The sequence below is a fragment of the Corynebacterium sp. HMSC08D02 genome, from assembly GCF_001807505.1.
GTDB classification, from domain to species: domain Bacteria; phylum Actinomycetota; class Actinomycetes; order Mycobacteriales; family Mycobacteriaceae; genus Corynebacterium; species Corynebacterium pseudogenitalium.
On the sequence record NZ_KV789236.1, the window covers coordinates 296,801 to 308,649 of the forward strand.

Genomic DNA, 11,849 nt, shown 5'->3' on the forward strand with positions numbered 1-11,849 from the left:
TGCTTTTTCTATTTCGGTAGACTTTCTGGTGCTCGTAACGTTCAATGAAAAGGAGTTCACTATGGGTACTGGCAAGTTTTGCGTCACTGTTGCACACGCGAAGGACAATGAGGACCTTGCGACGCTCGGTTTCGTCGTCGCCAACGCTGCTGTAGGTTCCGCGCAGGACACGATGGTCTTCCTGTCTTCCGAGGGCGCTCGCCTCGCTGCGAAGGGCTACGCGGACGACATCCATGAGGAGGGCTTCGCTCCAATCAAGGAGTTGATTGAGAACTTCGTTGCCGCAGAGGGCAAGCTGTACGTGTGCGCGCCTTGTGCCAAGAAGCGCGGCTTCGGGGAAGAGGATCTTATCGACGGCGCCACCATCGTCGGCGGCGCAAAGCTGGTTGAGTTCCTGGCAGACGGCACCCCAAGCGTTTCCTACTAAGGCAACGATGTCTCAGTCCGAGAATCTGCACCCGTACGCCCCAGACGCCAGCTTCGACGGTGGCGATCTGGACTGCGGTAACGGGTTGCTGTTATTGATCCGAAAGAACATCGATCCGCTCGAGTCTGGCCAGCTGCTGGAGATTATCTCCTACGACCCCACAGTCAAGGTGGACCTGCCTTCCTGGTGTAACTTGACTGGCAACGACCTGGTCAACGTGGTTGAGGAGCCAGAGCACAAGCGGTGGCGCTTCCTTGTGTCGAAGGGGGCGTTCACGAAGCCCGTGGAGGTTGCTGACATCCCGGCCGCTCCCGAGGCTGTGCGCCCGAAAAAGAAGAAGGGGCCGCGCAAGCGCCCGCAGATGCCGGTGACGCAGGAGGTCGTGGAGCCGACGATCGCCAAGGAACTGCCTGAGCCAGCTCCCGCGCCGGAGATTCCGGCGGGATCTGTGCTGACGATGGGCTCTTGGCCACGGTCTCCGTGGTTGTTGGATGCGCTGCACCGCCACCTCGAAGAGCGGATGGATGAGGGCACGTTCCAGGCCACAGCCGACGACGCAGTGCGCCTTGTGCTTGCGGCGCAGGAGCGGGCCGGAATGGACGTCGTCACGGATGGTGAAATGCGACGCGACAACTACTCGAGCTTCGTCGCGGGGCGTCTGCAGAACTGCCAGCTCATCCCGATTACGGACCTGCTGCCGTACGTGGATGACCCGGAGGAGTTCGAGCGCGAGCTTCGCGCGTTGGACGTCCCGGCGGGCGAGGTGCGCCACCCGGCGGTCTTTGGCTCGCTTGGTCGCGATAAGCCGCTGGTTGCGCACGAGGTTGAGTTCGTGCAGCAGCTCACCGACCGCCCGGTGAAGGTGTGCCTGCCGGGGCCGTATCTGCTCACGCGCACGATGTGGATGGAGTGTGTCTCCGACCGCGCGTACGAGAACCGCGAGGAGATGTCGAAGGATATCGTCCGCGTGCTACGCGAGGAGCTCCACGAATTGCTGGCGAAGGGAACGTCGCTGGTGCAGATCGATGAGCCGGTGCTTACTGAAGTCGTGTACGGGCAGGCAGGCGGGGGTGGCCGCACGTTTATGTGTGGCGCGCTCGACGGCCTGGAGGGCACGGTGGATGAGGAGCTGGAGTTCGCGAAGTCGTTGCTCGATGAGCTCACTGAGGGGCTGCCGAAGGACAGGTTGGCGCTGCACGTGTGCCGCGGCAACTGGACCACGGACGAGTCGGCGGCGCTGACGGGCGATTACGCCCCGTTTGTTGAGCTGTTCGCCTCGCTGAACGTGGGTATGTTGTCCATGGAGTTGGCGACGCCACGCGCCGGCGATATCCGAGCCCTCGAGGGAATCCGCGACGACCAGCGCATCTGCGTTGGCGTGCTGAACCAAAAGCTCCAGGAGCTGGAGCCGGTCGAGGCAGTGGAGGCGCGCATCGAGCGAGCCCTGGACACGTTCGGGGCTGACCGGGTGGTCTTCTCCACGGACTGCGGTTTTGCAACGTTTGCGGATAACCCAATCGTGGCCGCGAACTTGGCTGAGCAGCAGCTCGCGCTCATTGTGCAGGCCCGCGACAATGTGATGGCGCGCCGCAATGCATGAGGATCACTACTGGGACGCCCAGGACATCGCGTGCGGTGATGTCCTGGTGCGCCTCTTCCTCTTGTTCCGCGACCAGATCAAGGATGGGGAAGTGCTGCACTTGCGGTCCACGAACGAGGCGATCGATATCGATATTCGTGCCTGGTGCGGCCTGACTGGCAACACGTTGCTGCGCGCGGATCACCCGGAGTTTTATATCCGTAAAACTTCTGATTGATGTGAAACTTCGGCTATCCTTAGCGCTGTGAATAAAGGACTGCGCCGAACGAACCGTGTCGTTTCCCGAGCCCTCGCAACCGTTGGGCTCGGGCTTTGTATTCTTGCCTCTACCGCCGCCTGCGGGTTTGGGGGCGGTCAGCCGGTCATGGCAGCTGATACGACAGAGCTCGCTCCTCGTGATGTTGCTGCCAAAGTGCCGGTCACCGCGACGGTGGAGGCTGCCACGGTGACCGCGTTGACGACGCACCTGACCGGCCCGGTCACAGCCCTGAACGTGAAGGTGGGACAGCGTGTCGAGGCGGGCCAGGTCGTCGCGGTCCTGGATACGTCGGGGGTCCAGCGTGAGATTGATGCGCAGCGCGCGCAGCAGATTTCGGCGGATGTCGCGGCGCAGAATCAGCTTGAGCAGGCCCAGCAGGCTTACCAGCAGTCGAGCGACGCGATGCAGCGTGGCCTGAACCCGCAGGTGACGCAGGCGGAGGCGGCCCTTCGCCAGGCTGATGGCCAGTTGCAGGAGGCTACCGCAGTTTTCGAGCAGCGAAAGAAAGCAGTCGCTGCGGGCCTGGACAGCACGCTGCTTACGCAGGCGCAGGGCGTGGACTCGGCGCGTCGTGACGCGCTGACGGCGGCCCTGGAGTCTGTGCGCGGCAACCACGGCATCTTCCAATCCGGGATGGCGCAAGACGATGCTGTGCAGCCGTTGCTGAGCAAACTGGAGGCCGACGAGCGTTTCCGCGGCGCGAAGCACAACCTTTCTGCGGCGCAAAAGGCGTACGACGCTGCCCTCAACGACACCGACGCGGATCTTGCGGCGAAGCAGCGCGCCGTAGCTCAGGCGTTTGATGCGAAGGCGGAGGCAGCGGTCGGGCTCGAGGTAGCAAAGCTTGCGGCCCAGCAGCAGCTCGACTCCCAGGCGGCAGCGGTGCAGCAGGCACAGCGTGGGGTGCAGGCGGCGCAGGCCGCGGCGGGCCAGTCAATCGCGCAGCTTGAGGTCGACGTGGCGTCGGGCCAGGTGCGAGCCCCGATCGCGGGTGTGGTCGCGGAGGTCGCGGTGAAGCAGGGGCAGACGCCGACGGGCTATCTGCTCTCTGTGGCGGACCCGAACCGGCTGGTGCTGCGCGCGAGCGTCAAGGAGCTGGACTCGGCGAAGATGAAGCCGGGCGACGCCGTCTCGTTCACCACGCCTGGCACCGGCGCGAAGAAGTTTAAGGGCCGTGTGCTGGATGTTTCATCGGTTGCGGAAACGCAGCCCGCGGCGGATGGGGCGTCGGCGCAGGCGGCGCGCCCGGAGTTCCCCGTGGAGATCGAGGTTCTGGGTGATACCGAGGGCCTCAAGATCGGCGGCACGGCCAAGGCGCAGATCACCACGGAGTCCGCGAAGGACGCGCTCGCTGTGCCGCGGGAGGCCGTCGTCGATGAGAACGGTAGCTACTCGGTGTACGCGCTGCGCCCGAAGGATGACGGGGACAAGTTCGAGGTAGTGAAGACGCCTGTCAAGGTTGGGCTGGTGTCGGATTCGGATGTGGTCGTAGAGGGCGTCGAGAAGGGGACGCGGGTGCTGAACAAGCCTGCCGAGTATCGCGAACGCGTCGGTGCCACCGTGACCTTGGTTGAGGAGCAGGAGTGAACCCGCGCGAATCTGTCAGGCTCGCCACGGTGAGCCTGCGGGCGAACAAGATGCGCTCGGCGCTGACGCTGCTCGGGGTGATCATTGGCATCGCCTCGGTGATTGCGATTATGACGCTGGGTAAGGCGATGCAGAAGCAGACGCTGGATAGCCTGGAGCAGTTCGGCATTCACGACGTCCACCTCGAAGTCAAGCCCCGCCAGGAGGATGACAGCGAGGCCGCCCGCTACATGTTCCAAGAAATTGACGACGCCTCGAAGCTCACCCCCGACATGATCGAGGACCTGCGCGCCGAACTCGGGACGCGGGCGAAGGGTATCGCGTTTGAGTTGGATAGCTCGACAGCTCAGGCGACACGCGGGCTGGCGCACGGCACCACGATGGTGAGTTTTGTCAACGCTGACCAGCTGGAGATGCAGAACCTGCCGCTGACCGCCGGGCGATTTCTGACCCAAGACGACATTGAGGCGAACCGCGCCGTGGCGGTGGTCTCGCCGGAGGTTGTGGAGCAGCTGTTCAATAACGACCCTGATTCGGCGATCGGGCAGGAAGTCGAGCTGGACATCGGCGGGCAGTACGCTTCGGTGCAGGTGGTCGGCGCGTACGGGCACTTTGAGAAGCAAGGCGTGCTGGTCGGGGACTTTTCGCAGTCGATGATGGCGGTGCCGTACACGGTGCAGCCGGACATGATGCGCACACCGGTGCCTGGCGTAGACAACGTGAGTGTGCGCGTCGCCGATGGCGCCGACACCGATCAAGTGGCCAAGGACGTCCAGGCGTGGGCGGACCGTGCCTATGAGGACGACCCCGATTACAAGGGGAAAGTGGCCGACATGAAGCGTGACATCGATCAGCTCAACCAGACGTTGACCATGATGAGCGTGGTGGTCTCCGCAATCGGCGGGATCTCGCTGCTGGTGGGCGGCATCGGCGTGATGAACATCATGCTAATCACCGTGACGGAACGCACCCGCGAGATCGGCGTGCGTATGGCGCTCGGGGCGACGAGGCGGATGATCCGCATGCAGTTCGTCACTGAGGCGATGATCGTCTGCCTGATCGGCGGCGTGTTCGGCGTGGTCGTGGGCGCGGGCTTCGGCATGCTCGGTGCGCTCCTGCTCAACGCCTTCGTGCTGCCACCGATCACGGCAGTGCTACTCTCACTGGTATTCGCGCTGCTGATTGGCCTGTTCTTCGGCTACTACCCGGCAAACCGCGCATCGAGAATGAACCCGATCGAAGCCCTGCGCTACGAATAGCAACAACGTTTGGAGTGACACATATGGCAGCCACCGTGCTGACCACGGAAAACACGCGCCGGTACAAGCCCGAGCCGTCAGTGGCGACAGCGCTGAAGACACCGCGCATCCTGACGAAAGAGGTCCTCGCCGGGCTAGTTGTGGCGCTGGCGCTGATCCCGGAGGCGATCAGCTTCTCCATCATCGCCGGGGTGGACCCGAAGATCGGGCTGTACTCCTCCTTCATCATGGCGATGGTGATCGCGATTACGGGCGGGCGACCCGCCATGATTGCGGCCGCCACGGGTGCGGTCGCGCTGGTCATCGCGCCGCTGGTGCGGGACTACGGCTACGACTACATGGTGGCGGCCATCATGCTCGCCGGGGTGTTTCAGATTCTGTTGGCGGTTGCTGGCGTCGCAACGCTGATGCGGTTCTTGCCGCGAAGCGTGATGATTGGCTTCGTCAACGCGCTGGCGATTCTCATCTTTGTGGCGCAGCTGCCCGAAATCATCGGCATTCACTGGGCGGTGTACCCGCTGCTGGCGCTGGCCATCGTGATCATGGTGGTGATGCCGAAGTTCACGCAGGCGATCCCGGCGCCGCTTGTGGCGATCCTCGTGGTGACGCTCATCGCGGTCGCAACGAATGCGCCGGTCCCGACGGTCGGGGACCGCGGCGAGCTGCCGAGCAGCCTGCCCGAATTCTTCATCCCGCACGTGCCGCTGACCTGGGAGACGCTTCGGATCATCGCACCGTACTCGCTCGGCGTGGCGCTTGTCGGGCTGATGGAGTCGCTGATGACCGCGAAGCTGATCGACGAAGTCACGGACACGCACTCCAACAAGACTCGCGAGAGCTGGGGGCAGGGCGTCGCGAACATTGTCACCGGCCTGTTCGGCGGGATGGGTGGCTGCGCCATGATCGGCCAGTCCATGATCAACGTGAAGGTCTCGGGGGCTCGCACCCGTATTTCCACCTTCCTGGCGGGCGCGTTCCTGCTGATTTTGATGCTCGCGTTCGGCGAGTACGTCGCCATGATCCCGATGGCTGCGCTGGTTGCCGTGATGGTGATGGTGTCGGTGGGCACGTTCGACTGGCACTCGGTGATGCCGAGCACGCTGCGCAAGCTGCCGGCTTCGGAAACCGTCACGATGCTGATCACGGTTGCAGTGGTGCTGGCGACGAACAACCTGGCTATCGGCGTCGTGGTGGGTGTGCTTGTGGCGTCGGTAATCTTTGTGCGAAACGTCGCCCACCTGGTGGAAGTGACCCGCGAAGTTGTCGACGGCGTGGCTCACTACGTGGTGTCCGGCCAGCTGCTGTTTGCCTCCTCCAACGACCTGACCACTCTGTTCATGTACTCGGAGGACCCCGACGAAGTGGTCGTGGACCTGCACCGCGCGCACGTGTGGGACGCGTCGACGGTCGCGGCGCTCGACAGCATTGAACAAAAATACGAGGAGCGCGGCAAGCACGTGCGCTTCATCGGCATGAACCCGAGTACCACGGAGTTTCACGGCAAGCTCACGGGCTCGCTGGGATAGGGTTCGGCGGCGTCACTTTTTCAGGAACTACGCCGCGTGTAAAATTCGCCCCATGTGTGGAATCGTTGGATACATAGGTGGCGAGCGTGCACGCGAGCACGACGCCCTCACCGTCATTATTGATGGGCTTCGCAGGCTCGAATACCGCGGTTATGACTCGGCCGGGGTAGCAGTCATGCAGGGCGACACCATCGCGTGCAGGAAGAAGGCAGGCAAGGTCGCGGACCTAGAGCAGGCCATCACAGAGGCGCCGCTTGCGCCTTCCAACCTGGGCATCGGGCACACCCGGTGGGCAACCCACGGCGGGCCTACCGACGCCAACGCCCACCCCCACGTCGTCGGCGACGGCGCACTGGCCGTGGTGCACAACGGCATCATCGAGAACTTCGCGGCACTTCGTGCTGAGCTGAGCGAGAAGGGCTACACGTTCCGCTCCGAAACTGACACCGAGGTGGCAGCCACGCTGCTGCTGGACATCTTCAATACTGAGGCGAACAAGGACCTCACCGAGGCAATGCGCCTGACCGCCCTGCGACTCGAGGGCGCGTTCACGCTGCTGGCCATCGAGCAGGAATTCCCGGACCGTATCGTTGCGGCGCGCTGGAACTCACCGCTGGTGATCGGCCTGGGCGAGGGTGAGAACTTCCTCAGCTCTGACGTCTCCGGCTTCATCGAGTTCACCCGCGACGCGGTGGAGATGGACAACGGGCAGATCGTCACCCTGACCGCTGACAACTACGACATCATTGACTTCGAAGGCAACCACGCCGAGGGCAGCCCGTTCCGCGTCGAGTGGGACGTCACCGCCGCAGAAAAGGGTGGGTTTGATTCCTTCATGGCGAAGGAGATCCACGACCAACCGGCTGCCGTTCGCGACACGCTGTACGGCCGCTTCGACGCCGAGGGCAAGCTCACGCTCGACGAACTACGTATCGACGAGTCCGTGCTGCGCAGCGTCGACAAGATCATCATCGTGGCCTGCGGTACCGCTGCGTACGCGGGGCACGTGGCGAAGTACGCGATTGAGCACTGGTGCCGCATCCCGACGGAGGTCGAGCTGGCGCACGAGTTCCGCTACCGCGACCCGATCGTCACCCCGAACACCCTGGTCGTAGCAATTTCGCAGTCCGGCGAGACCATGGACACCCTCATGGCTGTACGCCACGCGCGCGAGCAGGGCGCGAAGGTCATCGCGATCTGCAACACGGTCGGCTCCTCCATCCCGCGTGAGGCCGACGCCTCCCTGTACACCTACGCCGGCCCAGAGATCGCAGTGGCGTCGACGAAGGCGTTCATCTCCCAGATCGTGGCGTCCTACCTGTTGGCGCTGTACCTGGCGCAGGTTCGCGGCAACAAGTTCACCGACGAAATCCAGACCATCATTGCTGAGCTGGAGGAGATGCCGGAGAAGATCCAGTGGATCCTGGACAACGAGGCAGAAATCCAGGAACTTGGCCGCGAGCTCGCCGACGCGAAGTCGGTGCTCTTCCTCGGCCGCCACGTCGGCTTCCCAGTCGCGCTCGAGGGTGCACTGAAGCTCAAGGAGGTCGCCTACCTGCACTCCGAGGGCTTCGCCGCAGGCGAGCTCAAGCACGGCCCGATCGCGCTGGTTGAGGAAGGGCAGCCGGTGTTCGTCATCGTGCCGTCGAAGCGTTCGCGCCACAACCTGCACGCCAAGGTTGTCTCCAACATCCAGGAAGTCCGCGCGCGTGGTGCCGTCACCATCGTGATCGCGGAGGAGGGCGACGAAGACGTGAACCGCTTCGCCAACCACGTGATCCGCATCCCGCAGTCGGCCGGCCTCATGCAGCCCCTCTTGTCGACGATCCCGCTGCAGATCTTCGCCTGCACCGTTGCGCAAGCACGTGGCTTGAACGTGGACCAGCCACGCAACCTGGCGAAGTCCGTCACGGTGGAGTAGCGCGCTAGAGTGGCCGCATGAAGAAGTTTGGGTTCCTTTCATTCGGCCACCACGCACCACCCGGGCGCCAGGGGATGACCGCGCGCGAGGCGCTACAGGACACCGTGGAGCTCGCGCGCCAGGCGGACGCGATTGGTGTCAACGGCGCCTACGTGCGAGTGCACCACTTCGCGCCGCAGTTCGCGTCTCCGATTGCCCTGCTTGGCGCGATGGCGTCGGCGACGAAGCACATTGAGGTGGGCACCGGCGTCGTCGATATGCGCTACGCCAACCCGCTGCAGCTCGCGGAGGACGTCGCCGCGCTCGATTTGCTAAGCGACGGCCGCCTCGCCTTCGGCGTCTCCCGCGGGTCACCGGAGCCTGCCGATAGAGGGTGGCGCGCTTTCGGCTACGAGTCAGAGGCCGCGAACGGTTCTGACCTGGCGCGTGCACATTTCCAGCGTTTCATTTCCGCGCTGCGCGGGGACCCGATGGCGCTCGCCGCATCCCTTGAGGAGCAGTACCCGCAGATGTACCCGCCTGCCAGCCCGCTCTCGGTGATGCCACACTCCGAGGATGCGGCGCGCCGGGTGTGGTGGGGAGCAGGTACGTTCGCCAGCGCCGAGCAGGCTGCCCGCGACGGCGTGAACCTGATGAGCTCCACGCTGATTTCGGAAGCCGACGGCCGCAGCCTCGGCGAGCTGCAGGCGGAACAGATTCAGCACTACCGGAAGGCGTGGGCGGCCGCGGGCCACGACTGGGAGCCGCGCGTTTCTGTTTCTCGTTCTATCTTTCCGATCGTGGACGAGGACACCGAGCGGCTCTTCGGACTGCTGGATACCGAGGAACAGATCGGTCAGATTGAGCGTGGTGTGTACACCACGTTCGGCAAGACGTACGCCGCAGAGGCCGATCAGCTTATCGAGGAGCTCGGTAATGACCCAGCAATCCAGGCCGCGGACACGCTGATGCTCACCGTTCCGAACCAGGCCGGGGTGGACGTGTGCATGCAGATCCTGCGCGGGTTCGCCGAGCACGTCGCGCCGGCGCTTGGGTGGGAGCCAGCGAACGCGGCTTCCTAATCCAGCTCGTGGGCGAAGGGGGTGTCTGCGCCGGTGCGCGACACCGTGATCGCGGCCGCGCGGGTGGCGAACGTGAGGATGTCGCACCATTCCTCCTCGCCGAGGGCGAGCAGGCCGTCGCGGTCCAGGCCGCGGGCGTCGAACTGGTGGACCAGCGCCGCCATCACCGTGTCGCCGGCGCCGATCGTGTCCGCGACCGTGACCTTCGGTGACGGGACCGTGACCGTGCCGAACGGCGCGCGTACCCGCAGGCCGTCGGCGCCGAGCGTGGTCACCACGACTGGCACGTGGGAGGTGTCACCGAGGAACTCGACTTCCTCGTCGGAGAGTTTGAGCACCGTTACGGAATCGAGCAGCCCCCGCAGGAACAGGCGGTGTTTCTCGGAAGCGAACGCCGGGCGGATATTCGGGTCCAGGCAGACGATTGCGCCGTGCTTCGCCGACTCAGAGGCGGCCTCCGCGTAGCGCAGCGACGCGGGCTCTAGCGCCAGGGACAGGGTCCCGAACACCGCGTAGCCCTCCTGCACCGGGACTGGCTGTGCAAAGCGGTCGGCGGTGCCGTCAACGTAGAAGGTGTAGGTCGCCGAGCCGTTCTCCGCCAGCGCGGTGACGGCCAGGGTAGTGGGCTCGTCGCCGCGGCCGCAGTTGGTGAGGTCCACGTGGGCGTCGAGAAGCGATTGGGCGAGTGCCTCCCCGAAGTTGTCACGAGACAACCGTGACTGGAAGGAGACGTCTGCGCCGAGTCGGCCCAGAGCTCGGGCCACATTGAACGGGCCGCCACCGAGCGCGGGCACCAGCGGCGCGAGCGGGGAACGGTCCTGGGGGACAAGGTCAACGAGGGCTTCGCCGTACACAGTGATCATGGTTCCACCGTAGACTAAGTCGCATGACGTACCGGCCAACATTTCACCTGTCCCCGCCGCAAGGGCGCCTCAACGACCCGAACGGCGTCACGTTCATCGGCGACCAACTCCACGTGTTTTACCAGCATGATCCGTGCTTTCCGCACGCTGCGAAGCGCACCGGTTGGGGCCACGCCGTCACCACAATTGGGGGTGAGGAGGGCCTGGGCCAGTGGCGCCACCTTCCGGACGCGCTGTATCCGGACTTCCCGTACGACACGCACGGGTGCTACTCCGGGTCCTCCGTGGTCCACGACGGTGAGGTCATGCTGTTTTACACCGGCAACGTGAAGGAGGATGGGCGCCGCCTGACCACGCAGAACCTGGTCCGCGTTGAGGACTTGGAGGGCCCGATGGGCGGTGTGTACCACCGTGCGCCGGAGAATCCGCTCATTGACGGCCCAGCCCTCGGCTTTACCGCCCACTACCGGGACCCGCACGTCACTCAGAATGAGGACGGCTCCTGGCGCATGGTGCTCGGTGCGCAGCGTGAGGAGGAGCGCGGCGCGGTGGTGCTCTACGAGTCACCGGACCTGGTGAACTGGTCGTTTGCTGGCGCGCTGCAGTTCGAGGGGCTGGACCCGCGCGTTGAGGCCGCCTACATGTGGGAGTGCCCGAACCTGCTGCGGATGCGTGACCACGCGACGGGGCAGTGGCGCGAGGTGCTGGTGCTGTGCCCGCAGTACCCGGGCTCGGACGAGTGCGGCTACGTCGTCGGTTCGCTTGATGGCCTGTGGTTTCGCGTGGAGTCGCAGTTCCGGGCGTTGGACTTTGGGCATCAGTTTTACGCGCCGCAGATGGTCGCCGAGGACGATGGCGATGCGCTGTTGCTCGGTTGGATGGGACTGCCTGCCCGCGATGACACCCCAACGCTTCAGGCAGAGGGCTGGGTGCATCAGCTGACGTTGCCTCGCAGGCTCCAACTTGTCGACGGCCAGCTTCGCACCGAACTCCTTCTCCCAACCGATCCCGCGGGGATGGTCGTGCACCGCGAAGTTCTCAGGGGACAGCCGTGGGAGGCCGACCTGGTCGACGATGCCGGTGGCGTTGGTGCTCACGTGGCGTGGCGGCCTGGCGAGGCCGGGCGTGGAACGCTGAGCGTGACGGTCGGCGGTGACGAGCGCCGCGCCGAGTGCGCGCAGGGCGAACTCGTGGTGTGCGCTGACGGGGCGGCGCTCGAAGTTGTTGCCGGAGACGGGGAAGTGGCGTTCTCCTCGGCGGTCTTCGGTACTGAGGGAGCCCCATGGGTCGCTGTGGAAGTACGTGAAATCGGCCACAACCGGGGGTAATCGGACGCAAGTAAGCTG

10 protein-coding genes are annotated in these 11,849 nt (G+C 64.6%); 9 read left to right on the forward strand and 1 reads right to left on the reverse strand.

The features are described 5' to 3' along the window. The first annotated feature begins 61 nt into the window (after nt 1-61). Genes HMPREF3170_RS02555 through HMPREF3170_RS02590 form a run of 8 tightly spaced genes read left to right on the forward strand, consistent with a single transcriptional unit; the run spans nt 62 to nt 9,640 of the window. Nucleotides 62-427, forward strand: coding sequence for a DsrE family protein (locus HMPREF3170_RS02555; RefSeq protein WP_070477537.1), 366 nt, complete (start codon nt 62-64; stop codon nt 425-427). 7 nt (nt 428-434) lie between these two features. Further along, a complete protein-coding gene (locus HMPREF3170_RS02560; RefSeq protein WP_070477539.1) occupies nt 435-2,027 on the forward strand; it encodes a sulfurtransferase TusA family protein in 1,593 nt (530 codons plus the stop codon). After that, nucleotides 2,020-2,244, forward strand: coding sequence for a sulfurtransferase TusA family protein (locus HMPREF3170_RS02565; RefSeq protein WP_070363094.1), 225 nt, complete (start codon nt 2,020-2,022; stop codon nt 2,242-2,244). Before HMPREF3170_RS02560 ends, HMPREF3170_RS02565 begins: the two co-directional genes overlap by 8 nt. 27 nt (nt 2,245-2,271) lie before the next feature. Next, nucleotides 2,272-3,873 (forward strand): efflux RND transporter periplasmic adaptor subunit, encoded by a 1,602-nt coding sequence (locus HMPREF3170_RS02570; RefSeq protein ID WP_141742165.1) that lies wholly within the window; start codon nt 2,272-2,274, stop codon nt 3,871-3,873. Continuing rightward, a complete protein-coding gene (locus tag HMPREF3170_RS02575) occupies nt 3,870-5,132 on the forward strand; it encodes an ABC transporter permease (protein WP_070477543.1) in 1,263 nt (420 codons plus the stop codon). The genes HMPREF3170_RS02570 and HMPREF3170_RS02575 overlap by 4 nt, the downstream gene beginning before the upstream one ends. A 23-nt stretch (nt 5,133-5,155) precedes the next feature. Further along, nucleotides 5,156-6,658 carry a SulP family inorganic anion transporter gene (locus HMPREF3170_RS02580; protein WP_070363091.1) on the forward strand — a complete coding sequence of 501 codons (1,503 nt, stop codon included), beginning with the start codon at nt 5,156-5,158 and terminating at the stop codon, nt 6,656-6,658. A 52-nt stretch (nt 6,659-6,710) separates the two neighbouring features. Then, nucleotides 6,711-8,579 (forward strand): glutamine--fructose-6-phosphate transaminase (isomerizing), encoded by a 1,869-nt coding sequence (glmS, locus tag HMPREF3170_RS02585; protein WP_070477544.1) that lies wholly within the window; start codon nt 6,711-6,713, stop codon nt 8,577-8,579. 17 nt (nt 8,580-8,596) lie between these two features. Further along, complete coding sequence (locus HMPREF3170_RS02590; protein ID WP_070477546.1) at nt 8,597-9,640, forward strand: LLM class flavin-dependent oxidoreductase; 1,044 nt, start codon at nt 8,597-8,599, stop codon at nt 9,638-9,640. Here HMPREF3170_RS02590 and HMPREF3170_RS02595 read toward each other — a convergent pair. Continuing rightward, on the reverse strand, nt 9,637-10,503 hold the full coding sequence (locus tag HMPREF3170_RS02595; RefSeq protein ID WP_070477548.1) for a carbohydrate kinase family protein: 867 nt from the start codon (nt 10,501-10,503) through the stop codon (nt 9,637-9,639). The genes HMPREF3170_RS02590 and HMPREF3170_RS02595 overlap by 4 nt on opposite strands. 23 nt (nt 10,504-10,526) lie before the next feature. Here HMPREF3170_RS02595 and HMPREF3170_RS02600 point away from each other — a divergent pair, with 23 nt between their 5' ends. After that, nucleotides 10,527-11,831, forward strand: a complete 1,305-nt coding sequence (locus HMPREF3170_RS02600) for a glycoside hydrolase family 32 protein (RefSeq protein WP_070477550.1) — start codon at nt 10,527-10,529, stop codon at nt 11,829-11,831. Nucleotides 11,832-11,849: the final 18 nt, after the last annotated feature.

Coding starts and splice junctions, on each gene's coding strand:
- HMPREF3170_RS02565 (WP_070363094.1), top strand. CDS start 2,020: ATGCATGAGGATCACTACTGGGACGCCCAGGACATCGCGTGCGGTGAT.
- HMPREF3170_RS02600 (WP_070477550.1), top strand. CDS start 10,527: ATGACGTACCGGCCAACATTTCACCTGTCCCCGCCGCAAGGGCGCCTC.
- glmS (WP_070477544.1), top strand. CDS start 6,711: ATGTGTGGAATCGTTGGATACATAGGTGGCGAGCGTGCACGCGAGCAC.
- HMPREF3170_RS02580 (WP_070363091.1), top strand. CDS start 5,156: ATGGCAGCCACCGTGCTGACCACGGAAAACACGCGCCGGTACAAGCCC.
- HMPREF3170_RS02555 (WP_070477537.1), top strand. CDS start 62: ATGGGTACTGGCAAGTTTTGCGTCACTGTTGCACACGCGAAGGACAAT.
- HMPREF3170_RS02595 (WP_070477548.1), bottom strand. CDS start 10,503: ATGATCACTGTGTACGGCGAAGCCCTCGTTGACCTTGTCCCCCAGGAC.
- HMPREF3170_RS02560 (WP_070477539.1), top strand. CDS start 435: ATGTCTCAGTCCGAGAATCTGCACCCGTACGCCCCAGACGCCAGCTTC.
- HMPREF3170_RS02590 (WP_070477546.1), top strand. CDS start 8,597: ATGAAGAAGTTTGGGTTCCTTTCATTCGGCCACCACGCACCACCCGGG.